19 protein-coding genes are annotated in these 26,859 nt (G+C 45.2%); 11 read left to right on the forward strand and 8 right to left on the reverse strand.

Going from position 1 to position 26,859, the window contains the following annotated elements; genetic code table 11:
* Window positions 1-30 precede the first annotated feature (30 nt).
* Window positions 31-2,400 (reverse strand): helix-turn-helix domain-containing protein, encoded by a 2,370-nt coding sequence (locus BC351_RS32045; protein ID WP_158082304.1) that lies wholly within the window; start codon window positions 2,398-2,400, stop codon window positions 31-33.
* Window positions 2,401-2,518: 118 nt separating this feature from the next.
* Window positions 2,519-3,934, reverse strand: a complete 1,416-nt coding sequence (locus BC351_RS32050) for an MFS transporter (RefSeq protein WP_482811868.1) — start codon at window positions 3,932-3,934, stop codon at window positions 2,519-2,521.
* Between the two features lie 7 nt (window positions 3,935-3,941).
* Between BC351_RS32050 and BC351_RS32055 the strand changes: the two genes are divergently transcribed.
* From BC351_RS32055 to BC351_RS32065, 3 genes are all read left to right on the forward strand, one after another.
* Window positions 3,942-4,175 carry a cold-inducible protein YdjO-related protein gene (locus BC351_RS32055; protein ID WP_079418734.1) on the forward strand — a complete coding sequence of 78 codons (234 nt, stop codon included), beginning with the start codon at window positions 3,942-3,944 and terminating at the stop codon, window positions 4,173-4,175.
* Between the two features lie 130 nt (window positions 4,176-4,305).
* Complete coding sequence (locus tag BC351_RS32060; protein WP_079418736.1) at window positions 4,306-4,752, forward strand: DUF2663 family protein; 447 nt, start codon at window positions 4,306-4,308, stop codon at window positions 4,750-4,752.
* A 17-nt stretch (window positions 4,753-4,769) separates the two neighbouring features.
* Window positions 4,770-5,378, forward strand: a complete 609-nt coding sequence (locus tag BC351_RS32065; protein ID WP_158082305.1) for a carbohydrate-binding family 9-like protein — start codon at window positions 4,770-4,772, stop codon at window positions 5,376-5,378.
* A 187-nt stretch (window positions 5,379-5,565) separates the two neighbouring features.
* On the opposite strand, the gene BC351_RS32070 is transcribed toward BC351_RS32065, so the two are convergent.
* Together BC351_RS32070 and BC351_RS32080 are read right to left on the reverse strand one after the other, a co-directional pair.
* A complete protein-coding gene (locus BC351_RS32070) occupies window positions 5,566-5,907 on the reverse strand; it encodes a hypothetical protein (protein WP_144028590.1) in 342 nt (113 codons plus the stop codon).
* A 444-nt stretch (window positions 5,908-6,351) separates the two neighbouring features.
* Window positions 6,352-7,554: an ornithine--oxo-acid transaminase gene (locus BC351_RS32080; RefSeq protein WP_079418742.1), complete on the reverse strand. Its 1,203-nt coding sequence runs from the start codon at window positions 7,552-7,554 to the stop codon at window positions 6,352-6,354.
* A gap of 358 nt (window positions 7,555-7,912) precedes the next feature.
* On the opposite strand from BC351_RS32080, the gene aspA reads away from it, so the two are divergent.
* Window positions 7,913-9,331, forward strand: coding sequence for an aspartate ammonia-lyase (aspA, locus tag BC351_RS32085; RefSeq protein WP_079418744.1), 1,419 nt, complete (start codon window positions 7,913-7,915; stop codon window positions 9,329-9,331).
* Window positions 9,332-9,477: 146 nt separating this feature from the next.
* Here the strand turns inward: aspA and BC351_RS32090 are convergent, their stop codons facing one another.
* Together BC351_RS32090 and rocF are read right to left on the reverse strand one after the other, a co-directional pair.
* The gene (locus BC351_RS32090) at window positions 9,478-10,167 is read right to left on the reverse strand and encodes a DUF1361 domain-containing protein (RefSeq protein WP_079418746.1); all 690 of its coding nucleotides are present in this window, start codon (window positions 10,165-10,167) and stop codon (window positions 9,478-9,480) included.
* A gap of 712 nt (window positions 10,168-10,879) precedes the next feature.
* Complete coding sequence (rocF, locus tag BC351_RS32100; RefSeq protein ID WP_208629876.1) at window positions 10,880-11,797, reverse strand: arginase; 918 nt, start codon at window positions 11,795-11,797, stop codon at window positions 10,880-10,882.
* A 226-nt stretch (window positions 11,798-12,023) separates the two neighbouring features.
* Between rocF and BC351_RS32105 the strand changes: the two genes are divergently transcribed.
* The 4 genes from BC351_RS32105 (at window position 12,024) to BC351_RS32120 (ending at window position 16,804) form a co-directional block, all read left to right on the forward strand.
* The gene (locus BC351_RS32105) at window positions 12,024-13,682 is read left to right on the forward strand and encodes an AraC family transcriptional regulator (protein ID WP_158082306.1); all 1,659 of its coding nucleotides are present in this window, start codon (window positions 12,024-12,026) and stop codon (window positions 13,680-13,682) included.
* Between the two features lie 120 nt (window positions 13,683-13,802).
* Window positions 13,803-14,819: a FecCD family ABC transporter permease gene (locus BC351_RS32110; RefSeq protein WP_079418752.1), complete on the forward strand. Its 1,017-nt coding sequence runs from the start codon at window positions 13,803-13,805 to the stop codon at window positions 14,817-14,819.
* A 66-nt stretch (window positions 14,820-14,885) separates the two neighbouring features.
* Window positions 14,886-15,839 carry a FecCD family ABC transporter permease gene (locus BC351_RS32115; protein ID WP_079418766.1) on the forward strand — a complete coding sequence of 318 codons (954 nt, stop codon included), beginning with the start codon at window positions 14,886-14,888 and terminating at the stop codon, window positions 15,837-15,839.
* Window positions 15,840-15,859: 20 nt separating this feature from the next.
* Window positions 15,860-16,804, forward strand: coding sequence for an iron-hydroxamate ABC transporter substrate-binding protein (locus BC351_RS32120; RefSeq protein WP_425270955.1), 945 nt, complete (start codon window positions 15,860-15,862; stop codon window positions 16,802-16,804).
* Window positions 16,805-16,876: 72 nt separating this feature from the next.
* Here BC351_RS32120 and BC351_RS32125 read toward each other — a convergent pair whose 3' ends face one another.
* Both BC351_RS32125 and BC351_RS32130 read right to left on the reverse strand, forming a co-directional pair.
* Window positions 16,877-18,109: an aminopeptidase gene (locus BC351_RS32125; protein ID WP_079418756.1), complete on the reverse strand. Its 1,233-nt coding sequence runs from the start codon at window positions 18,107-18,109 to the stop codon at window positions 16,877-16,879.
* A 68-nt stretch (window positions 18,110-18,177) separates the two neighbouring features.
* Window positions 18,178-18,957: a helix-turn-helix domain-containing protein gene (locus BC351_RS32130; protein WP_079418758.1), complete on the reverse strand. Its 780-nt coding sequence runs from the start codon at window positions 18,955-18,957 to the stop codon at window positions 18,178-18,180.
* Window positions 18,958-19,118: 161 nt separating this feature from the next.
* Between BC351_RS32130 and BC351_RS32135 the strand changes: the two genes are divergently transcribed.
* From BC351_RS32135 to BC351_RS32145, 3 genes are all read left to right on the forward strand, one after another.
* Window positions 19,119-19,928 carry a phytanoyl-CoA dioxygenase family protein gene (locus tag BC351_RS32135; RefSeq protein WP_079418760.1) on the forward strand — a complete coding sequence of 270 codons (810 nt, stop codon included), beginning with the start codon at window positions 19,119-19,121 and terminating at the stop codon, window positions 19,926-19,928.
* Window positions 19,929-20,227: 299 nt separating this feature from the next.
* Window positions 20,228-23,539: a S8 family peptidase gene (locus BC351_RS32140; RefSeq protein ID WP_079418762.1), complete on the forward strand. Its 3,312-nt coding sequence runs from the start codon at window positions 20,228-20,230 to the stop codon at window positions 23,537-23,539.
* 21 nt (window positions 23,540-23,560) lie between these two features.
* Window positions 23,561-26,859: RHS repeat domain-containing protein (locus tag BC351_RS32145; protein ID WP_482811869.1), on the forward strand; the 3,299-nt coding region annotated here is incomplete at its 3' end.

The raw sequence follows: 26,859 nt of genomic DNA on the forward strand, positions 1-26,859 counted from the left end.
GTTACTTTTGAGACAGCCCCCGCTAGTAAGTTATTTATCTATCAGTTCCTTATATTTGCCTGGCGTAATGCCTTCGACTTTTTTGAAAACACGAATGAAGGCATTAATATCATTAAAACCTACCCCATAAGCGGCATCTCCGACAGATTGCTCCTGCTGTCTGAGCAGCTGCTTCGACTTGTTGATTCTCACTTTGTTAATGCGGTCGAGCAGCCCTTCTCCGGCGTAATCCTTAAAGAGCTTGGAAAGATAAGTGGCTTTCCGGTCGAAATGGCTGCCGATCATGGTGACGTTCAAATTGGCATCGGTATAATTGTGTTCAATGAAAGTGGACACTTCTTCGACTAGCTGCTGCATCGCCTTTTGCCGTGTTTGCGAAATAGTAATCTGCCGCTTGGCTGCTGTGTACGTACAGACTTGCGCAAGCATATCATTCAGCTGCTTTTGCATATCTTGAACAGTTTTGCTGCCCAGCAAACGATCGATGAGTTGCGGGTTGCGAATAAAAAAGCTCTCTTGAATATCGCCGGTTTCGCTGATGCTTTTCATCATCGTAGTGATAAGGCCTAGCATGAGGCATTTGGCCAGAGAAACAGAGATATCGCGGCATTCAAAATTTCGGTGCATGATATCGGATAAAATCTGCTGCGCTTCGGCCAGCTCGCCAAGCTTGAGAGTATACAGAAATTGTTGCTCAACCTGCTGGGGATAATCATATCCCGTGTTCGTTTCACTAATGACATTGGTCTGTAAATCATCATAAGCGAGAATTTCACGTCCTCCCATAACCATCTTGAAGGCCATGGAATCAAGCGCTTCAAGGAAAGCCTGCGGAACATCAGCCAATTGTTCATGAATGCTGCTTATCGCTATGGTAAGGTGAATGTTGTATGTCGCTGAAAGGAAAGCCTGTGCTTCCTCGGCAATGCGAAGCAGTTCCTCTTTGGAACTTCTCTCATTGTCGGTGGTTAGATTGACTAAACAAGTCAGGGTATCGTCGATTTCCGCTGCATAGCCGCGGTGCTGCCCAGCCAATAGCTCCTCTACCACATTCATTACAATGAACTGAAGAAATTTCCAAGATTCTTCTTCCGACAAATGAGTGATGCGTTCCGTGAACGTCTCGCTTTTATCCACAACGAACAGCATAACGGCATAATCACGCCGATCCAGCTTCATTTCGAACGTTGTTAAAGCTTCATGTATCGGAATCTGACTGTTCAGTTTACCTTTGAGCAGCTTTTCAATAAAGTGGGAGCGGACAATTCGGCGCTGCTGCTCCATTTTCGTTTTGGAATCGGCGACTTCAATCAAGGTTCTGTCTACAGCTTCTTGGATGAAATGAAATTCATTGAATCGCTGGTGAGACGTGTTGTTCTGTTTCATAGAGAAGGCGTGAACAAGGCGGCGAACAGGATGATAATTCCTTCGTAAAAAGATATACGTCAGAATGCCTCCCCCAAGCAAGCTAATCGCCATGCTGATATAGGTCAGATTGCGGACATGCGCCGCTTTTTGCCAATAGATCACGCTGGGCATGATCGAAACGTATTTTAATTTGGAACGAGGGGATTGGATATTGAAGACTTCATATTTCTCCCCGTTTGAGCCGGTGTAATAGAACTGCGTTGATCGGGCTAATTCCTCAAAAGGAAAACCGGAAGGCAGTGTATCCGTCGAATTGGAGGCAAGAATTTGATTTTCTTCGTTGAGAATAAGAACATGACCTTTGTTGAAAATTTCCATATTCTGAATGGCGCCAAGAATACGTGATTGATCCACCATAATGACATTAGTGGCAACAGGGTTATTATGCTCCATCGGATAAGTGCTGATATATGCGACTGTTTTGAGCAGCTTGTTTTCACTGCCGATGCGGTACATGGGAATGAAGCCTTTGAAATTGCTGCGATTGAGTGTGGATTGCCAGGAAGTGTAGCTAAACGCCTCGCTTTTGTGCAAGGTATCGTAAGCAAAGCTGCTTGTTCGAACGGTAGCAGGAAGAATCACAGATTGATCCTTATTCAGATAGACATAGAAGGAATCGATGAGTGGGTAAGAGGTCTGATATAGGCTGAGGCTGCGGGCAATCTGGTACAGATCATACCTGTATTCTTTGGGATAAGCGTCATATTTATTGGAATAGAGCAGCTCCTGCATGTTCACATTCCAGGTCATTTCGAAATTCAGCTGCTCCATCGCTTTGAATTGATTGTCCATAACTTCGCGTACTTGCTTCAATAAGGAATCATTCGCTTGTTGAATTTCTTCTTTCAGCGTTCGATTCGATTCCACATACAATAATAAGCCAATGGCTACAGGTAAAAGGAGAATCACGATATAGGAGATCATCCAGGGTAAGACAATACTTTGTCTATTGATGATGACTTTATTCCGCATGACAGGTACCCCCTTATAACCGTTACAAGAAAATGAGCATAAAGCTTCGCAAATGAATGCGCTGTCATTCCATTGTATGGCCTTTCCATCGTTGAAGTCAACGACGGAAAGAACCATTTTAACTGGATTCATCCACAGGTTTAAAGCGATTTTTGCCGAAAAAGAAATAAAACAAATAGGAAATAAGGGAGTAGACGACAGCTGTGATGCAGAAAGCATACGCATAGCCATAGTAAGAGCCGTAACGGAACACGAGGCCTGTACTCACCGGAGAAGCAAGAAACCAGCCCAGATTAAATACGGCTTCGCCTGAACTGGAGGCTAGTCCGCGGAGCGAACGGTGAACATAACTCATTTTGATCGAATTGTAAAAAGGGTTGGCTGCGTTCATTAAAGCTTGTCTGAACAAGTAACCGCCTGACGATAAGTAGAAGTTAGCTGAGAAAGCCGTCAGCAGCAGGAATGGGATGGAGCTTAGCTGCAAATAAACGACAGATTTCACTTCCCCATAGCGCTTAACGATCATAGGCCCAATGAGAAAAGCGATAGCCGTAGCTCCTTGTCCTAACGCCACCACGATACCGATTGCTGATTTGGACGCTTCAAACCGATCCTCAAAGTAGACATTCAAATAAGGAACGACCATTCCGCCAGCTGTCGAGGACAAAAGCCCCAGCAAGCAAAAAATACCAATGACTTGAATCGACGTTTTGTGGGAACTCCATAGCTCTTTAACGTGCAGCTTTTCGCGTTTTGGCTGAATTTCCTGTTCGCTTTTGTCAAAAAGAGCCATTGGAATGACGCCAAGCGCGGCGATCCCAACGCCAATCAGCAAGGTATATCGCAAGCTGTGTATTTCGTCAAACCCAATCATGAATTGAAAAAAGTCGCAAAGCACACCGCCAAGCGCAATGCCGATGACATTGGCAAGCATGACCAAAGCCATATTGAAGCTGAACAAGTGAACCCGCTGCTGGGGTGTAGAGTTGTTCGCCATAAAAGGCAAAATCGTTGCAGAGACCACAGCAAGAGCCAGACCGCCGAAGAAAGCGCTGACGAGCATCCCCTGTTGGCCTTCAATTAAGGAGCGGGCCGTCAATGCGGCTAAAGTGAAAATAAGTCCAAACGTAATGACGCGCTTCGGTCCGAGCCGATCGTTCATAATGCCGGCAGGTATTAGAATGAGTGCGGAGGCAAGAGCTGTCATGCCAACGATACTTCCTACGGTCGTCTGCTCATAGCCCAAACTTTTCACATAGAGATTATAAACGAGACCAAACATGCCCAAACCTAAATTCCAAACAAAATTAAACCAAAAGAATAGCAAAATATTGCGACTGTACCCGCTAAATTGCGTCTTCCACTCCTGAAGTAAATGTGTCATGAGTTGTTCCTGCCTTTGGATTCTGTGTCTAATTTGTAACCGCCTTATCCATTCTACCACCGGTAAATAATTTTGAACACGGGAAAGACTTGATATTCGAACTGATCTGTATAATAATAAGTAGTCTAATCTACGAAACAGGGAGAACATAACTGAAATGTCTACATCAACGAGTGCCGTGACGGAAGAACAGAAGCCAGAAGTCGAACAAATTGAGATTTGGAAATGTAAGGAGACGGATTGTAAAGCATGGGTTCGCAAAGAATTCGTTACGGAAGCTTTACCGTCTTGTCCATTATGTAAAAATCCGATGGTGCGCAGCTATAAGCATGTGCCTGTGGCGGCTAAAAAAGGAAATAAAAAGTTTTTAGTAGGAAAAAAACGGTTCTAATTTGATTTTTTCCAAAGCATACATAGACCCAAGCATCTTCGACCTAACTTGAAGAGTGATGCTTGTGGTCTTTTTTTTATGGCAAGAATCCTTGAGGGCAAGCATACGCTGATAGAGAGGGGGAGTGTCTATGCAAAAATGGCCCGAACTTAATCTAAGCGACGATGCCAGCAAGCTGCTTGTGGAGCTGAGGGACAGGAAAAATAAATGGGACAAGCTCAAAGCCACTCAGCCCATCTATGCCATACTGACGGCAGTGTTCATTCTCTATTTTCTCATTACCTTCTATCGGAAAGTGCTGCTGCCCTCCGGCGGCAATGCGCTGTCCATTCTCGATTTGGTCATCTCCAACTCGCTTCTCTCCGGCTCGCTGCTGGCTTGTATATCGCTTTTCCTGTTCACAAGGAATCGTGTCATGCAAATTGAAAAAGCGAAGACGAAATATGAAAATTTACGCATCGAAACGATCGAAAAGCTGGACACGTCCTGGCTCAAGGATGTAAAGTCGGAAGCAAGGGATCAGATTTCAAGCTTTTTATATGACGAATATGATATTAATATTGTGTTTAAGAGCTAGAGATGGGAGACAAATTGATGACTAGGATGAACTATGAATGCGGCTTTATCGAGGTTTTGAATATTCCTTGGGAGAAAATACAGGCTCATTCGCTGAGCGAAGTTGTGACAGGGCAGAAACCTAGACTTGCGACGCAATTTCGAGCTTGTTGGACCAAGGAAGCCTTGCATGTTCGTTTCGAATGCGAGGATGATCATGTGGTGGCGACGATGGAGCGTCGGGATGATCCGCTTTATTTGGAGGATGTCGTTGAGGTGTTCATCGATACCGTCGGTACGGGCAGTGTCTACTATGAGTTCGAGGTGAGTCCTCGGAACGTAGTCTTTGACGCGCTGATCCACAACGATTTGGTTGGGGACAAAGAGGTTGATGTGTCATGGGATGCGCTAGGTTTCCATACGGAAGTATGGCTGAGAGAGGACGGCTGGCGGATTTACGATCTGCGCTTCCCTTTTGCGGATCTGGGACAGCCTACGCCAAATCCCGGTGCTGAGTGGGGCTGGAACCTTTATCGGATTGATGACGATGTGGAAGGGCAGCGGCACTATGCCGCGTGGTCTCCAACGGGTGAAGTCAACTTTCATATTCCTCAGCGATTTGGAACGCTGACATTTGTGAAGGGATAACGAGACAAAGACAGGAATGAAGTAATATAGACAAGAGGATACGAACGTGCTCGGCCTTAGAGCCTCTTTTGATGTAAAGTTGAAGAAATGATCGCATTTCAAAAAATTAAGAGGCCTGTGGGATTGAATGAGGCTCAGCCAAAGCCATCGTTAGCGATGCGCCGCCTTTATAGACGGAATCCGCGGCTCATTGATTTCGAAAAGCCTGCAAAAGTGCAGGCTTTTTCAGCGAAATCGGGTGAAAAATGAAAATACCTGCGATTATGCAGGTATTTTCGGCCTTTCCATCCAGCAATGCTGAAATAGCTTCAAAAGGATGCATAATCGCAGGCTTTTCCCTATTTTCCCCATATCCATACCGAAAAGGATGCATAATTGCAGGAATTACGTGAAATAGGCAGACGGGCCAGCGGCCATCTGCCTGCATGAGCAAACTCAAGCGACTCAAGCTACCCAAGCTACCCAAGCTACCCAAGCTACCCAAGCTACCCAAGCTACCCAAGCTACCCCAGCTACTCAAGCGACTCAAGTTACTTAAGCGACTCCAGCTACCCAAGCAACTCCAGCTACTCAAGCTACCCAAGCTACCCCAGCTACTCCAGCTACCCAAGCGACCCAAGCTAATCCAAGCGACCCAAGCGGGCCAAGCTACCCATGCTACTCCAGCTACTCAAGCTACTCAAGCTACCCCAGCCAACTCCACCAACTCCACCAACTCAACAAACTCAACAAACTGAAGCTACTTAAGCCAATCCACCATGAAAGTGTGTATAAACAGAAAGACAGGTATAACCCTATTGCCAACTGTTTTCCGAAATACAAGGGTATCCGTGTATGAACGATTCCTCAGCAACATGCAAAAACGCCTCCAAAACCGCTGCACAAGAGTGGAAGGAGGCGTTTTTTGATAGGTTCAAAAATGATTTTTACGACAGCCGCTTTCCGGCCTTGCTGGCGGCAAGAGGTGATCTGCTTATTCGGCCTGATGAAGGACATCGGCTACTTGCTGCCAAGCCCAGTCCAGTTCCTCTTTAGTAATCGTCAATGGAGGGGCGAGACGTATAATATGCTCGTGAGTTTCTTTGCATAGAAGCCCCTTGGCTTTTAAAGCTTCGCAGTAGGGACGAGCGGCAACTGTAAGATCAATACCGATGAACAGACCGCGGCCGCGCACTTCGGCGATAAGAGGCAGCTTGATTTCCTGCAGCCGCTTCAGGAAATAAGTGCCAAGCTCATCCGAACGCTCTGCCAGCCGTTCGTTCTCAAGCACTTCAAGTGCTGCGATGGCGACGGCGCAGCCGAGCGGATTGCCCCCGAACGTTGAGCCATGCGAGCCAGGCTCGAAAACTTCAAGGACCTCCCGATCACCGGCGACGGCCGATATTGGAAACACCCCGCCGCCAAGCGCTTTGCCCATGATGTACAGGTTCGGCGTTACGCCTTCCCAATCGCTGGCAAAGCGGCGGCCAGTGCGGCCGAATCCTGTTTGGATTTCGTCCGCTACGAACAGGACATTATTCGCTTGGCATAGCTCATAGCAGGACCGCAGGTAGCCTTCCTGCGGAATAACAATGCCGGCCTCGCCTTGGATGGGCTCGAACAGAAACGCAGCCGTACTGGGCCCTATGGCAGCTCTAAGAGCCTCGATATCGCCATAGGGGACGATGCGGAAACCTGGAGTAAACGGCCCGAAGCCCCGTTGATATTCAGGTGACGAAGAGAAGGAAGTGATCGTCACAGTCCGACCGTGGAAATTCCCCGTGCAAACAATAATTTCAGCTTGATCAGCTTCAATGCCTTTCACCTCGTAGCCCCATCGGCGGACAGCCTTAATCGCTGTTTCAACAGCTTCAGCTCCTGTATTCATGGGGAGAATCATCGGTTTCCCCGTATAAAGGGCTAATTTTTCATAGAATGCTCCTAAGGTCTCACTGTGAAAAGCTCTGGATGTCAAGGTAACCTTCTCGGCCTGCTCATACAGCGCCTTGAGAATATGGGGGTGACGATGTCCTTGATTCAAAGCGGAATATGCGCTTAGCATATCCATATAGCGATTGCCTTCCGGATCCTCGACCCAAACGCCTTCAGCTTTTGAAATTACAATCGGTAGTGGATGGTAGTTGTGTGCTCCGTATTTTTCGGTTTGTTTGATAATGTTGGAACTCTTCGTGTCCATAACCTATTCCTCCTTGGTCAGATTACTCCGGTGGCGAGCAGCTGGAAGTAACCTGATCACAACATGAGCGTATAATGCATTGTATTCCCCGCGTACAATCAGTGCCATTAACCTTCTATTATGGGAATTTCATATAAAAAAATTGGAACGCATATCCTCGGCAATTAAGCTAAAAATAACCATGTTCATAGCTTTAGCCGCTGCCACTATTGGTATTCGTCCCAAAAAAATAATTACTCACCGAGCTGTCCGCATACGAAAGTTGAGACTAACAATTGAAAAATATAACAGATGATGTTAGATTTGAAGAGTCAACAAGAGAAGTATACTTTATCCAGACAAAGGAACGGTGTGTACGATGACATCTCGCATTGAGAAAGATTTTTTAGGTGAAAAGCAAGTTCCAGCCCAGGCTTATTATGGCATTCAAACGATGCGTGCCGTAGAGAACTTCCCCATTACCGGTGTGAAAATTCACGCAGAACTCATCACGGCACTTGCCGAAGTAAAGAGAGCGGCTGCACTGGCCAACATGGATACGCATATGCTCCCAAGGAAAATTGGCGAACAACTGGTCAAAGCGGCTGAAGAAGTGCGGGAAGGTCAGTTGCTTGAGGAATTTATTGTTGATTCGATTCAAGGCGGAGCAGGTACTTCGATTAATATGAACATGAATGAAGTGCTGTCCAATCGCACGTTAGAGCTTCTGGGCGAGGAAAAAGGCAATTATTTTCACTGTAATCCGAACAATCACGTGAACATGTCGCAATCCACCAACGACGTTATTCCTACAGCCATCAAAATTGCGGCTTATCGGTTATCCGAGCAGTTGATAGAGGCACTCAGTTCATTGCAGAGCGCTTTTGCGCGTAAGGAAACGGAATTTGATGATGTTATTAAAATGGGGCGTACCCACCTTCAGGATGCGGTTCCGATTCGACTAGGTCAAGAATTTGGCGCATATGCGCGTGTTTTGCAGCGTGATGTTAACCGGATTCGACAGGCTTCACAAGGGCTGCTCACTGTGAATATGGGGGCAACTGCCGTAGGAACGGGACTTAATGCCAAGCCGGAGTATGTAGAGCGAGTCATGTTTCATCTGAAAGGACAAGTAGGCATCCCGATCGTACTGGCGGAGCATTTGGTTGATGGCACTCAGAATATGGATGCCTATACGGAGCTTTCTGCATCGCTCAAAGTATGCGCGGTTAATCTTTCGAAGATCTGCAATGATATTCGAATGATGGCTTCAGGCCCGCGCGCGGGTCTAGGCGAGCTCAAGCTGCCGCCAAGACAGCCAGGGTCATCCATCATGCCGGGGAAAGTGAACCCGGTAATGCCTGAGGTTGTGAATCAAGTGGCATTCCAAGTCATCGGAAACGACCACACAATTTGCTTGGCGTGCGAAGCTGGACAATTCGAACTTAACGTCATGGGGCCTGTTCTCGCTTTCAACCTGCTGCAATCGCTGAAAATCCTGCGCAACGCAGCAGGCGTCTTCGAGCGCTTCGCCATCGAAGGCTTGGAGGCCGACCGTGAACGCTGCGCGAACTATGTGGAGCAGAGCTTCGGCATCGTCACTGCGTTGAATCCGCATCTCGGCTACGAGGTCGCCGCGCAGTTGGTCAAAGAAGCGGTGCGCACCGGCATGACGCTCAAAGAGCTAATCTTAGAGCGCGGGCTGCTCACCCAAGAGGAGATTGAAGAAATCCTCAATCCAATTCAAATGACGACGCCCGGCATTGCCGGAGAAAGACTGCTGCAGCTTACAGACTAAGCGCATACACTTATAGAATGAGCTGCCTCACTAGGTTAATCACCTAGAGGGCAGCTCTTTCTTGCTTGCCTGCAACCTAGCGGCGGCGGAAGCCAAAAAATGAGCTAAGCAGGTATAAGCCGCTTAGCTCATTTTCTTTTCCAATATCAGTGGTGCTGATCGGATCTTGCGTTTGTTCCTAGGCCATTGATGATGAAATAGAAGGTTGCATAAACCAGCAAAACAACAAGGCCCACTACGAAACAGAAGAGGAAGGATTCTCTGCTCAAGGTCATTCGCAATACACCCCAAATGTTAGTGTCCAACAAGGCATCCCAGCTGTTCAAACGATATTTTCTGCCTAATAGAATCCCATACCCGCACAGGAGTGAAGTCACTCCGATTCCGATCCATGACAGTAAAGCATTGAACATTCTTCTGGCGATAAGATGCATGATGTACATGGAACTGCAGCCCAGCAAGAGGCCATTCCAGGCAAATAAAAAGATGGTATAAAAATCATACCAATAGCGATAAGTGAGAGTGCCGTTCTGTGCATACGTATGTTTCATAATCGTTAAGTGGATAAAATCTGTCAACACATAAGGCGAGTTGGGCAGAAACAACAACCAGCCAAGCGCGACAACCAACAAGAGGCTGACTTGCAAAATCGTAGATTTTTGCTTGTGGATGTAATAGGCTGCCAAAGCAAACAGATAAGGAATCCAAGCAAGAAATAGATTCCAGATCAGAAATTCATAGTACGTTTTATCCTTGAAAAATTCGTATACACTTACTGTAATGATCGAAAATAAACCTAAAAATATAAATAAGTTTCTGTTATTCAAAGTTTTCATCGTAGACTCCAAAGTGTAATTATTCCTATATGTTAGTGTAATTCCCTCTATAGTTTACCTGTATTTTCCATATTCAGCAAGTCGGAAAAATCCCCCGGTGTGCAGGAAGTCAGCATCCCCGCATATGTAAGCTGTGACAACCCAATAGGCATTGCGACTGCCTATTCAAGTGCAACCCCAACCCCAACCCCAACCCCAACCCCAACCCCAACCCCAACCCCAACCCCAACCCCAACCCCAAACTGTTGGCAAATTCCACTGGAATTACTACAGTGTTGTTGGGTTAAGGAGGAGGAAATGCTACTTTGACTGGAGTTCATCCAGTGAAATGCAAGAAAATCGCCTTCCTAGAGGCCGCAAGCCCCAATTCCACTGGAATTACTACAGTGTTATCGGGTTAAGGAGGTTGAAATGCTACTTTGACTGGAGTATATCCAGTGAAATGCGAAAAAATCACTTTCCAAGAGGCTACAAGCAAGAGGCTGTATCAAAAGTCTGAAAGACCTAAGAGAATAATAAAAAGAAATCTCTCTTTGGCAAAATGGGGGTACCACCCAACCATTTGAACAAAAGGAGAGATTCCTCAGAATGAAGCGAATGTAATCGGTATACGTTGTTATTCCAATATGCCGCTGTCTAACGATTGAAACTGATCAACAATGTTACTTGAGACAGCCTCTTTCAGCGGCGTTGCATGCAGCGGACTATAATCTTATAGAATCTGCTTGCCTAACAAGGAGCTAATTAAGCCTACAGCCAAATGGGACGTTTTGTTATTATCATCCAGAAGCGGATTTACTTCGACGAATTCAGCGGAAGTTACAATGCCTGCTTCAGCGAGCATCTCTACAGCCAGATGAGCTTCGCGGAAATGGAGGCCGCCTTTGACTGTCGTTCCTGTGCCCGGAGCTTCCAATGGATCAAGCGAATCTACATCATAACTAAGATGAACGCCGTCTGTTTTGGTACTTATATAATCAATGGCTTCCTGCATGACATGTGCCATGCCTTTGCGATCAATATCATACATGGTGAAGCATTTGATTCCGAGGGAACGAATGAGTTTCTTCTCGCCTTCATCCAATGAGCGCGATCCGATGAGGACGATATTTTCTGGTTTGAGTTTAGGCTGCTTGTTTTGGATCTCTGTTAATAGCGGGTGTCCCATGCCTAGACTAACGGCTAACGACATCCCGTGGATATTGCCCGAAGGGCTCGTTTCCGCTGTATTCAGATCAGAGTGAGCATCAATCCAGATGACGCCCAAGTTCGTGTAATGCTCGGATAATCCAGCTATCGTTCCAATAGCTATACTATGATCGCCACCTAGAATAAGTGGAAAATGTCCTTGCTGAACGACCTTGGAAACTTCCTTCGCCAGTCTTGTGTTCACCTCAACCACTTCTGCCAAATACTTGAGATTGGTATGATCCACTTCAGCAGCTAAGGGAGTGGCTTGGTCATCAGGCAGCTTAATTTCACCTGTATGCTCGGCAGTGATGCCCATCTGCTGCAAACCGCGCAACAATCCAGCTTGCAGGATGGTTTTGGGTCCTTTACTGGCTCCGCGTCGGCCTGCCCCTAGATCAAATGGCACGCTAATCGCACTAATTTTCGGTATGGTACTCATACGATCAACTCCTCTTGACTAAGATTCCCAGTAAACAAAAAATCATGCTGTCTTATCGCTATTAGATTACCAGCTATTTCGTGAGTACGTATATGTTTCATTATATGTAAGGCTGCCTGCATTGGTTATTTGAATTCAATTTGTTTTTGTAACAGCCAACCTGGTTCCGATATGTTATACTATTATGAGAATGGTTATCACTGATTCGGTGAAGGTGGGATTTGACTTGAATAGCGATTTAAACCAAGAAACGTATCTAGCGGGTACCTTGCTGGAGCTGAGCAAACTTGAAGTGATCACCTATACAGCTAATTGGAAATTTGAAGTAGAAAAGGCTGATAAACATATATTGCTTTTTTTCGTAAAAACAAGAGGTCAGCTTCTTATGAATCAGGAAGAAATCCCGATTTACGGTAAAACGCTCTGTTTGCTGCTGCCTGGAATGAGCGCGCAGACGTTGAATTTGTCGGGCAATGAACACAGCTTGATCTATCAGCTTGAATTCGAACTATTTCGCATCGGGGAGATAACGAATTTGCGCAAGGTCTTTGACCGTGTGCTCGATTTCCCGGTGCAGGGCTTGCTGCAAGCGGATTTGCTGTTGTTTCAGCGTAAAATACAATTGCTTGCATCCGCTTATGGCGTATCAAGTGTTAGAGAACATTTGCGTCAGCAATATGTCTATGAATTGCTGGAGCTGATTCTTAAAGAACAACCGCCAGAAATTACCGCGCCTAAGGATGCGGATGCCTCGATCCAGCTGACTATTCAATATATGCAGGACGCTTATGCAACAGATTTGAACTTGGACAAGCTTGCTGAGCTTGCAGGGATGCATCCAGCTTACTATTCGCAGCGGTTCAAGCAAAAGATGAATAAAACGCCGATTGAATTCCTTACGCAAGTCCGGATGAATAAGGCGAAGGAAATTTTGCTTGTCTCAGCACCGAAGATTAAAGATTTAGCCGGACTTGTCGGATATCGCGATGAGTTTTATTTCAGTCGGCGATTCAAGGAGAATGCTGGTTCTGCGCCTACGCAATATGCCAATGAGCCTTTGGCGAGTATCGTCTCTTTGTCTTATCCCTATACAGATCATTTGCAAACGTTAGGCATTGTTCCAACGGCCGCGCAATTTCATCGTGCACCTTATTTGCCTGTGAATGCAACCTCCTTATCGCTGCCGCTTCATGCCAAGGATGCCTGGGAAATCGGAAGACAGGCCTTCCTGGAAGTCAAGCCAAATCTGATTATATGCAAAGATAATGTTGTGCTGAAAGCGAGAGAGCATATCAGTGATATTGCACCTATTATTTCAATTCCGTGGGCGACGCAGGATGTATTCGATCATCTGGAAGCAATCGGGCAGCTTGTGGGCCGTAGAGAAGCCGCGAAGGAATGGATTGAACGTCATGCGTATAAATCGGAGCTGGCCTGGAAGCGGGTTCAGAAAACGCTCGGAAGCCCATCAATAACGATTTGCAGAATGACACGCAGTGGTTTGAGAATATATGGGGCCCGGAATGTGGGACATATTTTCTATCGTTCTTTGGAATTAACGCCACCGGATCGACTGGCCCATGAGATGAGTCAGCACCGCGCGGGTACGAATTTCAATTGGTTGACGGTTAACCCAGAGGATATGAATCAGTATGAGTCGGACTATATTCTTTTCTTCACTTCATCTGAACAAGCGGCGGGTCAACTACGCCAGCAGCTGCGGACAGATCCCGTTTGGCTGCGTCTGCCGACGATCAGACAGGGGCGCTACTTTCTTTTGCCATGGGAAGAATGGATGGTGTATGCGCCTCAAGCGATTGAGCAGCTTCTGGAGAAAGCGATATCGTTGTTGTCTAACGCGACATTATCGAATCGCCATATCTAGATCCAAAAATAATCCAAGGATAATATCTTTGAATATGTCATGGACGAAATCACGAGAGATTTCTATAATTACTTTATTGATAATGATTATCAATATTAATGAGAGGTACGGATTCTATCCATGAAGTTGAGTCGTGCAAACATGAATGGTCTTACTAATGGAGGGATAGGTCTCCTAACGATCATCGCTTTACTATTCATAATGTTCATCGCGATTTCTTACGGGGCTAAGGATTTGACGCTCAGTACCGTATGGTCTGCGGTTTTTCATTATAATCCGGAGCTGACCACACATCAGATTATTCATGAATTACGACTGCCTCGGGTCCTCGGTGCGGCGATTATCGGAGCAGGCTTTGCGGTAGCAGGCGCTTTGATGCAAGGCATTACGCGCAATCCGTTAGCAGATTCGGGAATCTTAGGGATTAATGCAGGTGCAACGTTCATGGTTGCGTTAAGCTTCGCTTTCTTCCCGGATATGCCTTATTCCATGCTGATGTTGGTCTCATTCCTCGGCGCTGTGCTCAGTACGGCATTTATTTTCTTGCTGGGTGCCTCTACACCAGGCGGTTTGACGCCTCTAAGGTTGACCTTGGCAGGATCGGTTGTAGCTGCACTGCTGCATTCACTTAGCTCAGGCATTGCCATCTATTATAACCTGAACCAAGATCTTGCCTTTTGGTATGCGGGCGGGGTGGCTGGAGTGAAATGGCAGCATCTGAAGCTGCTTGTCCCAATGATTCTACTGGCTATCGTGGGTGCTGTGCTGATAAGCCGTTCTGTTTCCTTGATTTCTTTGGGGGAAGAGGTTTCTGTTGGTTTGGGGGTTAAAACAAAGCGGATTCGCCTGCTTGGTATCCTATTGGCCGTTATTCTTGCAGGTGTCGGGGTGTCTGCTGTGGGATCCATAGGTTTCGTGGGACTTGTTATCCCGCATATTGCAAGAAGGATTGTTGGCGTGGATTATCGTTATATTATCCCGTTATCCGGATTGTTAGGAGCTGTTTTGCTGGTGCTTGCTGATTTGGGCGCACGTATGGTTCATCCTCCCAAAGAACTGGCGATTAGCTTGATGGTCGCGTTGGTGGGCGTACCTTTCTTTCTGTATTTGGCTCGGAAAGAAAGGAGGGGATTGTAAGTGTTTTCCCACAAACAGTTTGATCGCAGGAACAAAAGCGTCATTGTTGGCATTTGCCTGCTGCTAATGAGCGTGGCGGTCGTTATGATCAGCCTGAATACAGGTTCCATTCGGTTATCGCCGCTGGAAGTATGGCAGACGTTCCTAGGGCAGGGAAGCCCGGATAGTCAGTTGGTTTTGTTTGAATATCGTTTGCCCCGAATTCTCATTACGATGCTCGCCGGCCTTGGTCTTGGCGTTTCCGGTGCCATTCTGCAAGGCATTACCCGCAATGGTCTCGCAGATCCTGGAATTCTTGGCCTTCATGCAGGAGCTGCTTTTGGTTTAATAGTTTTCGTTAGCTTCTTTCATTCCATGAAGGGGATGCCATCGATGCTTATTCCCATCTTTGCCTTTGCTGGCGGCATCCTAACCGCTATTCTAATCGTGATGTTGGCATTTGACCGTCAAAAGGGGATTATCCCCATACGGCTAATTCTCGTAGGTATTGCAATTGCCGCAGGGTTTGGTGCGGTAACGCTCTTCCTCTCCTTGCGCTTGGATGAAGCTACGTACAGCTTTACCTCCAGATGGCTGCTTGGCAACGTGTGGGGAAGAGATTGGGTTCATGTTTATGCGCTTGTGCCATGGATTGTTGTTTTCTTTCCGTATGTTTTCTCCAAATGGAAGGTTCTGAACGCCTTTTCGCTGGGTGATGAGGTTACATCAGGCATGGGGGTTGCTGTCAATCGCGAAAGGCTGATGCTTCTCATGAGCGCAGTCGCTTTATCCTGTGCGAGTGTGGCCATGGCCGGAGGCATTGGCTTCCTGGGACTGGTCGCGCCGCATCTGGCAAGGCGTCTGGTCGGTCCCATGCATCAGTATTTGCTGCCGACGGCCGGTCTGATCGGACTAGTCATCTTAGTTGCAGCGGATACGATCGGTCGTTCGATCTTTCAGCCGAATGCGATACCTGCGGGCGTAGTTGTAGCGGCAGTCGGGGCGCCGTATTTCTTATATTTATTAGTTAGATCCAAATAATGAGGCAGAGGGGTTTTATTGTGAAAAAGAAAAACATAGCATTGACGGGTATTATCAGTTCCTTATTTCTACTGGCTGCTTGCGGGCAGGCTGCGGCACCGAAACAAGCAGCTACGCAAGCACCAGCAGCATCAGCCTCGCCTGCAGTGACAAGCACGGCAAAACCTGTGGAGAAAGAGCCTCGTGTGGCCTCCATGTCGATTCATTTGACGAATGATCTGCTTGCACTGGGCATTACGCCTGTCGGATCTGTGATGGGGGGAGATCTGAAAGCATTTCTTCCGCATGTTGCCGATCGTCTGCAGAACACCAAGAAGCTGGGTGTCGTAGCTGAGCCTGATATGGAAGCCTTGCTGGCATTGAAGCCCGACGTAATCTATTTAGATCAACAGTATGCGGGCAAAGATGTTTCCAAATATGAAAAAATCGCCAAATCAGAAGTGTTCAATCTGGATGAAGGCACATGGCGCGACCATTTGAAGAAAATCGGCAAACTGGTCAACCGCGAGCAGCAAGCGGACACGTACATCAAGGATTACGAGACACAGGTGACGAAAGTAAAAGGGCTTATTAACGCCAAAATCGGAGACGGCAAAGTGATGGCGATCCGCGTGACGGCCAAAGAGCTGCGTGTCATGGGAATGAAGCGACCACTAGGACCGATTCTGTTTACGGATTTGGGCTTGAAGCCTGCCAACGGTGTTGAGAAGATTGATAAAGCGTACGAAACGATTTCCCAAGAGGTTCTTCCTGACTATGATGCGGATGCGATTTTCGTCATAGTGAACAACGAGGATTCGGCTAAAAAGTTGTTTGAGCAATTGTCCTCCAATCCGATTTGGAAAGGGCTTAAGGCCGTTAAAGCCGGTCATATTTATCCGATTGCCGATCAACCTTGGCTCGATTATTCAGCCATCGGCAATAAGATGTCGCTAGATGCCGCTGAAAAGCTGTTTGCCAAATAAATAAAACCTTTCTACTACATAACAAGAGGCTGCCCTTGAAGTCAATGACTTCGGAGCAGCCTCTTTGTGGTATTAAAATGCCCAGTTTCCTTTGCGGAAAATTGGCTCAATGCGGCCGTCTGCATGTTCACCGTCAATATCCATGTCAGCGGAGCCAATCATGAAGTCAACGTGAATCAGACTATCGTTAAGTCCTGCTTGAATTTGCTCTTCTTTGGTCAGGGACGTTCCACCCTCGATGCAGGTAGAGAAAGCTCTGCCCAAAGCCAAATGATTCGAAGCATTTTCATCATACAGCGTATTAAAGAAGATCAAATTAGAACTAGAAATCGGTGAAACATGCGGCACAAGTGCGATTTCTCCCAAGTAATGCGCGCCATCATCAATTTCAATCATTGCTTTGAGCGATTCATAGCCTTCTTCAGCCGTATAATCGACGATGCGCCCGTTTTCAAAGGTGAGCGAGAAATTGTTAATCAATTTGCCTTGATAACTTAATGGTTTAGTACTGCGCACGACGCCTTGGGTTCCCAAGCGATGCGGTGAAAGGAAAACTTCCTCTGTCGGAATATTAGGATTGAAATCAAAGCCTCCCCTTCCGTTCGTTGCGGAACCGCCACGCCATATATGATGGGGAGGAAGCTCAACGGTGAGTTCTGTCCCTGGAGCGCGGTAATGAATCTTATGGAAGTTCTTCGCGTTCAGTTGCTCTCTTTTGCTGCGAAGAACAGCATTATGCTCGTGCCACGTTTGCACAGGGTCAGCCTGATCTACACGTGTCGCATGGAAGATCGCATCCCATAAAGCATGAATAGCTGCTTCCCCATCCAGATGAGGGAAGACCTTTTGTGCCCAAGCCTCGGAAGGAGCGGCAACGATCGACCATGTCATTGTATAAGCGGACATATGCTCTCTCCACTTGAGCAATTTTGGGCCGGCCGCTTTGGAATTGGCCGAAATGCGAGCAGGATCAATATCCTTGAGCAGCTCTGGGTTATCCGCATCAATCCATAAATAGGCGCCGTTATTTTCGGCTAATTCCGTAAGCGCTTGAGCTCTCCAGGAGGGATACTCGTTGAAAGCTTCATCTGGCGCGCAGGCATATCTAATTTGGGTAGAAATTTCATCCTGCCATTCTATATGTACATGTTTGGCTCCGGCTTCATAGGCTTTGCGAGAGATAAGGCGCACAAGATCTGGGTGGAGAATAGGGGCGTTGATCCATAGCGTTTGACCAGACTGGATGTTCAGGGCAACACGGACGATAAGCTCCGCATATTTATTAAGATGATGTTCAAAAGTCATAGGAATCCTCCTCTTTTTGTTATCTTGCTAGCAGTTTATCCTGCAATTAACCGACTGTCAAATAAATTTTACCGTTGATTTTTCATATAAGTACTTGGGGTCATCCCATGCCATTTGCGGAATTGATTCGTGAAGTGATTATAGTTTTGGAAACCGACATCATAACATACCTCCGAAGCGCTTCGGCCGTTATGCTCCAGCATCAGAACCGCTTGTTGGATGCGCATCCGATTCAGTGTATCGATAATGGAATGGCCTGTGCCGGCTTTGAAGAGATGGGACAATCTCGAAGGAGAGAGCCCGACAGACCGCGCTAAATCCTCAATTCGAATCGGTTCGCGCATGAACCGCGAGAGCAAGTGAAGGACTTCCTCAATCCGCGGGTCCATCTTGCGTCTGGTTTTCTGCGCCATGAGGAGCAGTATCTCCCTTAGCGAGCTGCTGCACAGATCAAACCAATATTCGCCGCGCTCGCGAGAATCAGCCAATATGCGGTTGAAGGCTTGAGAAACGCGATCTCGAATGGATTCATGCTCAAAAGTCAGAAAAAACTGTTCAGCCTGAGGAAGCAGACTGGTTTCTGTGAAAATGGGAGGGAAATGCGACCAGAGGAACTCCCAGGTATGGGCTGGCTGCGTGCCATAGTGATGGGGAGTACCGGGAGCCAACAGGATCAGGTCTCCTGCTTTGCACGTTTGCGCCTCACCGTTTCGCTGTACATAACCTTCACCTGCCAGTGTAAACATGACCAGCCAATCACTCCGGCCTTGAGGCCGTTTGACGACATACGTATCTGGTTCATGATAATGTCCTGCAAACAACTCAGTAAATTGATATTCCAATGTCATCTTCTTCGTGTTCCTTTCGAGTCAATGCTGAGAAATTATTTTAAGTATATCAAGAAACAGCAGGATTGTATGACTATTTAGCAACATTCTTACTTCTATGCAAACTGCGAATTCGATATGCTGAAGTTAGGAAATACATGATGATTCAGGGGGGAATGAACATGCCGCAATCACCGTTCAGGTTGACGAAGCAGCAGAAGCAGCATTTTGATACAGAAGGTTATGTTATCGTGAAAGGGCTATTCTCAGAGCAGAATCTGAAGGAGATCGATGAAACCTTTGAGGCAATAAGCCACCAAATCATACCTGGCTATTTCGAGCCTGATCTCCATTCGGACCTTGTAGATCCATTGAAGCGATATCCGCGTGTGATGCATCCGCATAGGTTTAATGAGACGGCGAAGTCCTACATGCTGCATCAGCCTATTATGGAAGTGCTAGCAGATTTGTATGAGGAAGAAGCGTTGGCTGCGCAAAGCATGTTTTATTACAAACCGCCGGGTTCCCGCGGGCAAGCCCTTCATCAGGATAACTTCTATCTACAGGTGGAGCCGGGCAACTGCATAGCAGCATGGACGGCTATCGACCCAGCCGATGAGGAGAATGGAGGTTTGCTCGTAGTTCCCAAGACGAATACGCTTGACCTCTCATGTCCGGATCTGGCCGATGCGAAGGAATCGTTTACAACACATTATGTGAAGCCGCCTAGAGATGAGAAGGCAATGCCGGTCATCATGGAGCGAGGCGATGTGCTCTTTTTCAATGGCAATCTGATTCATGGTTCTTATCGGAATAAAACGAAGGACCGCTTCCGCCGGGCATTCATTTGTCATTACGCCAATGCATCAGCAACGCATATAAGCAATCATTATCGCCCTTTGTACCGGCAGAACGGCCAGCCCGTCTCGCTTGAGGTAAATCCGAACGGAGGTCCGTGCGGCGAAGAGTTTGAGATTGTTTATCCGCATTAATTCGGAAATAAACAAAATGAGAAGGATCGCAGCTAAGGCCGATGGAGTGGCTGGTGTGCGGTCTTTTTTTTTGTGGTGATAGACGGCTTCATCCATTCAAAAAATGGAAATGAGCCGTCTTTTTATTTAATTATGGAAGTTTCACCTAATAAGTTACTTACAATTATGTCTATATTAACCATATTTTTGGCATTCTTTATTGAAATTTGAGTCTATTCGACAAAATAGCCCGATGTTTATCCCTTATTTTTCCTTTATATTAGTAATTATTACCATAATATGTCGAGAGGAGCAATTTTATGAAAACCTTGCTTAAGGGCAAGTCAGTGGTTTCTAGTTTGTTGGCAGGAGTGCTGCTGTTTTCAATTTCTTCAATTGGAGGGGTTGAGGCAGCAACGTTAAAAGGTAATGAGGAAGTTATTAGTGCAGGATTAGGCATCGGTAATTCTAAGCTTAATTTAATCCAAGATAGCCCAGTATCGGTAGCTGCAGTGAGTGATAGTGAACAACGTGTCATTGTAACATTTAAAGATAAGAAGAAAGTTAACAAGTCACTAATCCAGAAGGGGAGAATAAAGAGAGAGGGCAAACATGCACCGTCATTAACGGTCACCATGCCATCTAATGAAGTTGAAAAACTGAAAAGTGATCCCAATGTGGCGTCTGTTGAACCAGATATTCAGTTGCAAGCGGCAGGTCAGATCGCAGACTGGGGGGTTACGGCTACTCAAGCTACATACGGATGGAACAATGGTTACACCGGAAAAGGTGTCAAGGTTGCCGTATTAGATACGGGTATTTCATTAAATCATGAGGATTTAGTGGTTGAAGGTGGTACATCTTTCGTAGACTATACGACATCTTACAACGATGATTCCGGTCATGGTACTCACGTAGCGGGTATTATCGGAGCAAAGAACAATGATATAGGTACCATAGGAATGGCGCCAGATGCATCGTTATATGCAGTAAAAGTTCTTGATTCGCATGGAACGGGTTATTTATCCGATGTAATCGCTGGCATCGATTGGGCAGTTGAACACAAAATGGATATTGTAAATCTTAGTATGACAACAAGTGTTGACTCTCAGGCACTTCATAATGCTGTAGATAATGCCTACAATAGTGGATTGCTAGTAGTGGCAGCCGCTGGTAATGCAGGCACTTCGGATGGAAGCGGAGATACGATTCAATTCCCTGCTAAATATAGCTCAGTAATTTCGGTTGGAGCAGTAGATCAGAACAAACAGCGTGCTGTGTCTTCATCGACAGGGAGTAAACTTGAGATAGTTGCTCCAGGAGTCGGTATAAATAGTACTTATATAAATAATGGATATATGACTAAGAGTGGAACTTCAATGGCAGCGGCTTTTGTTTCGGGTGAATTGGCTCAACTAAAACAGCAAAGTCCAACGTCCACTGCTAGCCTGTTGCGTATCGCTTTAGACCAGCACATTATTGATTTAGGGAGTGGGGGGAGAGATACTACCTTTGGTTATGGTCTACTCAATGTCTCTAGTAGTATAGTTAATAATTTTAATAATCTACCGAATCCAACTGTTACTAGTTCCGTTTATAACAGTGTCTATGCAAACATGCTTGTTAATAGCGCTGGATTGGGCCCCTCAGTTACAAGGCAATATGTAGATTATACAGATGGAGCTCATTGGGTTGTAAGGGACGAAACCCAGTATTGGCCCAATCTACAAAATGCAAAATCCATTAGTTATGTTAGGAACGATAGCAATGGACGCGAGGAGTACATTGTTCTTTATAGCAACAATACGGTTGTAAGACAATATGTAGATTATACAGATGGAGCTCATTGGGTTGTAAGGGACGAAACCCAGTATTGGCCGAATCTGCAAAATGCAAAATCCATTAGCTATTCTAGAAACGATAGTAATGGACGTGAACAGTACATTGTTCTATATAGTAACAATACGGTAAAAAGGCAATATGTAGATTATACAAATGGAGCTCATTGGGTTATAAGTGACGAAACCCAGTATTGGCCGAATCTGCAAAATGCAAAATCCATTAGCTATGTTAGAAACGATAGCAATGGACGTGAACAGTACATTGTTCTATATAATAACAATACGGTAGTAAGACAATATGTCGATTGGTCAATTGGTAATTGGGTTGTAAAGGACGAAACCCAGTACTGGCCAAATCTACAAAATGTAAATTCAATTAGCTATGCTAGGAACGATCAAGATGGACGAGAACAGTACACTGTCGCTAGATTAGATGTAAATCCTGTGTTTAATTCTATTAATTATAATAGTCAAGTAGTTTATAAGAGTGTTTCAGGAAATGTTATTACATTAACGGGTACAATCAGTGACTGGAATAATGACAATGTGACTGTAAGTGCTTCAATTGCAGGGGTTACTAAATCCACTATAGTTTCAAATACAAGTTCGCCACAAACATGGATGTTACAGTGGAATGTTCTTTCAGACAACATTCCGGCTGGTTCCTACAGTAATATACTTATTACAGCAAACGATGGACTTTGGGGAACAGGAAGCACAATGTATACGAGCGCTATTACCGTGGACAATATTCCGAACATTCCAGGCAGCCTTACTCCGGGTAACCAATCGGCTTCGACTCCAACCCTTGTTGCAGGTATAACACCGGTCTTAAATTGGTCCTTCTCCGACCCTGATGCTGGCGATACGCAATCTGCTTATGATGTTCAGATATACAATTCAGCGGGGACAACTCTAATAAGCGACTCCGGATGGATTACATCTTCTTCTACGTCTTATACGATTCCATCTAATATTTTAACTAGGGGTACGACATACGGTTGGAGAGTCGCAGTTAGAGATAATAAAGGAGGCACCTCTGCCTTCTCAACGATATATTATTTGAAACCCAATAGAATTCCTACTTTAACACTTACCTCCTATACAGACGGTCAACAAGTGAGTGACAATGTTCTTACTTTTGCATGGACGTATGCGGATGTTGACGGACAAACTCAAACGAATTACCGTGTTCAAGGATCAAAAGACAATTGGGCTTCGGTGGGGTATGATTCAGGAGTACTAAGCGGAAGTTCCGCCACACACACGACCTCGGCTATACCCGATGGAACGTGGAACTTTAGGGTAACTGCCTACGACGGAATGGAATGGTCGGCTGTTGCTACACGTTCAAACTTGAATATCCCTAACGCCTATGAACCAAATAATACAAATGCTCAAGCTTTTGCAATTAATTACAATACCATGTATACATCGGCTATTAGCTCTGCTACAGATGTAGATTTCTTTAAGTATACCGCTCCAACAACCGGTATTGATCGGGTTACATTTACGATGCCTGCTGACAAAAATTTTGATATTTACATTTACGATTCGAATATGAATTTCATTGTTGCTGGGGTAACAAGCGGAGTAGGTGTGGCGGAGAACATCATATTCCCAGTGACTGCAGGTGCCGTTTATTATGTGAAAATCATTGGAGCCAATGGAGATTTTAGCCCCACAACTCCTTATACACTTAAGGTCAGTAAATATACGCTTAATTACAATACTGGCTATCAGTACGATGCTAACGGAAATATAATCGGTAAACAAACGAATAGTAACTAGGAGGGGACAGCATTGAAAACAATGACTAAAAGAATATTGTTACTGACCCTCGTTGTATTGTGTATCGTTAGCGCACTTCCACTGTCTAACATCTACGAGGTTTCTTATGCGGCGGAAAGCCAACAGCAGGTATGGAATAAAATAACGGATCCAACAAAGGGTTCAAATCAGTCATTGAAAAGGATCATTGAAGTTTATTCAGCTACACATGAAGACATTCAAAATCTGTTGAATCGTGGATATTCACTAGAAGAAATTGAACAAGCCTACCAGAAACAAGCTGCTTCTAATATGGATATAAAGTCCAGCATAGAAACAGTAAAACCGCAAGCCGTAAATAATTCGGTATATGCGGAAAGCAAAATTCGGAGTGAAGTAGGGGAGAAAGATTTTAGTGCAGCAGAAGCAAGCTTGGTACAAGCTGCCGATACGACAACGCCCATCGAACCCGATTATTCGTATGTCAACTTAAAGCCGGATGATGCCCCTTATTCAATTGGGCTGAATCAAGAAAATGTATCCACATTGTCAGGCGGACTTACGGTTCAAGAAAATGAGTTTACGCTGCCAGGTCGTAACGGACTTTCTTTTACCCTAAGTCGAACTTATGATTCCTCTGATTCTGTATTATCGAGTATGACAATTAAGGATAGTCATGACTATCCGGATACACCTTACAATGAGAAAAAGTATCCAATCGGCAAAGGGTGGAGTTGGAATACTTCATCCATTGAATACAACATCGAGAGCAATAAATATTTAAGAAGGTACCTTCATTTAGCTGGATCTGGCGTATATAAAATTGATGACAATAACAATCTGGTTGGATATCCGTGGAAAGATCTCACATTTTCTTCAGATCCTAGCACAGTAACTGTCAATGGAGTAAAATCTGCCTCTGTCTTAAAGTCCATTCATGGTACGAATCAATATTTTTCATCTTTGGGCCAACTCATTCAAATATCTGATACTTATAACAATCAGATACAATTTCTTTATGAGAGTGCTGCACCTTACAGACTAATTGCTATTTCTGATAACATAGGTAACACTATTTCTATTACTTACACTCAGGATAACAGTGTTTTGATAACAAAAGGAAATCAAACGAATACTTACAGATTTTCTTGGCCAAATGGCAAACGGGTACTTGCTTCAGTTACCGATGCCATAGGCAGAGTAACCACTTACGATTATGAAATTAAAGGCAGTAAGTACAATTTGCAAGGTACTACTGCTGAAATGGATAACGCTTATGCGTTACTGACTGGAGTGACTCATCCGACTGGTGCTAAAAGTGTATATACCTATGAAGACACACCAGTTACTCGATATATGCAGATTAAAAGAACGAATGCTGATGGCAGTATTTATATTACTCATGGCATGAATCAGTTCTACCGCGTGAAATCGCGAGAGGATCAGGTGTTTTACTCCGATGGATCATCAAGAACCTACAACCGTAAAGACATCTCTTATATTGGAGATATGGGAAGTACTGATGCTGCTGACATCCTTAGTTTTTCAGCGACAATTGATGATGGACGGGTCCAATCTACATTTACAAACAAGAAGCATTATATTGACGTTGATACGCCCGATGTGTTTTACAACATGAACGTCACTGCTGTTGCCAAAGATCAAAACAATGCCATCTACACGAACTCAACCGACTATACCTACGATGAAACTCGGCGTCTCCCTTCTCCGGATATAACGAAGGTGACGAAATCGAAGCAAGGTGTTTCAAAAACATTTGTAGCACAAACATGGAATATCTTCGATGATTATGGCAACGTGAAGCAATCTACGGATCCAGCAGGCATTACAACCACAAATAGCTACGATGCTAATCATCTATTGATAAGTGTATCCAAGCCGATCTATGCTGGGAAAACGCAATACACGTTAATAACGCGGGATACGGCTCACCCCACAAAAATTATTTCACAGAAGGTTTATGACGGTAGTCCATCTGGTGCTTTGCTAATGGAAACAGATTACGAAAATATTGACACTTCGACTGGAAATGTCGGTCAGATTCGAGTGAAAAACGGAACAGTCAACGATACATTGACACAAATACAATATTCGCTGGCGTATCAGGGAGCATTCCCGACTCAGACAACAACGACGGTACATGATGCGGCTAATAACGCATCAACGATTCTAAGGCAATATGAATATGATCCATCTACCGGAAAATTGACCAAGTATATAGATGGAAATTACTATCACACTTCGTATCAATACGATGCTTTGGGACGCGTTACTTTGGCTACCCATCCGGATGGCAGTAAAATATCGATTCAATATGACGACTTGAACAATTTTATTAGAATCACCGATGAAACTGGCGTCCAGTCCTATACCAAATGGAACCCGATTGGTTTAAAAGAAGCGGTAGGCTTTAATGATCAGCTTATTAAAGCGACATACCATTATGATACGCACAGTCGGATGGATTGGAGTCAGGATGCACGAGGGGTTAAGACCAATTATGGCTACGACCATTGGAGTCGCCAGAGTACAGTAACAACGGAGGACGGATCAATTTCTTCTGTGCTATATGACGACATCAATAATATTAAAGTGGGTACGGACGCCGAGGGATATATAACTGGTGAGTACCTGGATATTCTTGGTCGTACGATGACAAAAGAGGAAACAAAAGTTGTAAATGGCGTAACAACAAAAAATGTGCTGGCTACGATGGATTACAACTACGTTGGCAATATGCGCACATTAACTGAAAATGTGACTCCTCCAAATATAACTAACTTTGAATATGACGTCGTTGGAAGATTAACGAGTGTCAAGAATGCAAAAAATGAGACAACAGGGTACCGATACAATCCAATAGGAAAGCTAACACTAACAACTTTTCCTGATGGGAAAACCAAAGCCAACACGTATGATGAGATTGGCCGACTCATCCAAACGTTAGACGCTACAGGTAAAATCGAGAAAATGTACTACGATGCGAACGGGAATCAGACCAGCATTGAAGATCGCAATGGAACCCGATTCAAAAATACGCATGATAGCCGAAACTTCTTGCGTCAATCAGATATTTTAGATCCATCAGGTAACCCCATTCCTGCAGAGGCTGTTACGTACGGTTACGATCTAGCAGGACGACGCATGAGTATGACAGATAGTACTGGAACTACGAGCAATGCCTACGATCCGATACTTGGAACTTTGAATAAAATGACATATCCCGATGGGCGGACGCTGCAATATGGTTATGACATGCAAGGTAATGTTACAAATCTAAGTGATCCATTCGGTTCGAACTTGTATTATGGTTATGATTC

It is taken from the genome of Paenibacillus ferrarius (assembly GCF_002027705.1).
In the GTDB taxonomy this organism is placed as follows: Bacteria; Bacillota; Bacilli; order Paenibacillales; family NBRC-103111; genus Paenibacillus_E; species Paenibacillus_E ferrarius.

Coding starts and splice junctions, on each gene's coding strand:
- BC351_RS32045 (WP_158082304.1), bottom strand. CDS start 2,400: ATGCGGAATAAAGTCATCATCAATAGACAAAGTATTGTCTTACCCTGG.
- BC351_RS32050 (WP_482811868.1), bottom strand. CDS start 3,934: ATGTTCTCCCTGTTTCGTAGATTAGACTACTTATTATTATACAGATCA.
- BC351_RS32055 (WP_079418734.1), top strand. CDS start 3,942: ATGTCTACATCAACGAGTGCCGTGACGGAAGAACAGAAGCCAGAAGTC.
- BC351_RS32060 (WP_079418736.1), top strand. CDS start 4,306: ATGCAAAAATGGCCCGAACTTAATCTAAGCGACGATGCCAGCAAGCTG.
- BC351_RS32065 (WP_158082305.1), top strand. CDS start 4,770: ATGACTAGGATGAACTATGAATGCGGCTTTATCGAGGTTTTGAATATT.
- BC351_RS32080 (WP_079418742.1), bottom strand. CDS start 7,554: ATGGACACGAAGAGTTCCAACATTATCAAACAAACCGAAAAATACGGA.
- aspA (WP_079418744.1), top strand. CDS start 7,913: ATGACATCTCGCATTGAGAAAGATTTTTTAGGTGAAAAGCAAGTTCCA.
- BC351_RS32090 (WP_079418746.1), bottom strand. CDS start 10,167: ATGAAAACTTTGAATAACAGAAACTTATTTATATTTTTAGGTTTATTT.
- rocF (WP_208629876.1), bottom strand. CDS start 11,797: ATGAGTACCATACCGAAAATTAGTGCGATTAGCGTGCCATTTGATCTA.
- BC351_RS32110 (WP_079418752.1), top strand. CDS start 13,803: ATGAAGTTGAGTCGTGCAAACATGAATGGTCTTACTAATGGAGGGATA.
- BC351_RS32115 (WP_079418766.1), top strand. CDS start 14,886: ATGAGCGTGGCGGTCGTTATGATCAGCCTGAATACAGGTTCCATTCGG.
- BC351_RS32125 (WP_079418756.1), bottom strand. CDS start 18,109: ATGACTTTTGAACATCATCTTAATAAATATGCGGAGCTTATCGTCCGT.
- BC351_RS32130 (WP_079418758.1), bottom strand. CDS start 18,957: ATGACATTGGAATATCAATTTACTGAGTTGTTTGCAGGACATTATCAT.
- BC351_RS32135 (WP_079418760.1), top strand. CDS start 19,119: ATGCCGCAATCACCGTTCAGGTTGACGAAGCAGCAGAAGCAGCATTTT.
- BC351_RS32140 (WP_079418762.1), top strand. CDS start 20,228: ATGAAAACCTTGCTTAAGGGCAAGTCAGTGGTTTCTAGTTTGTTGGCA.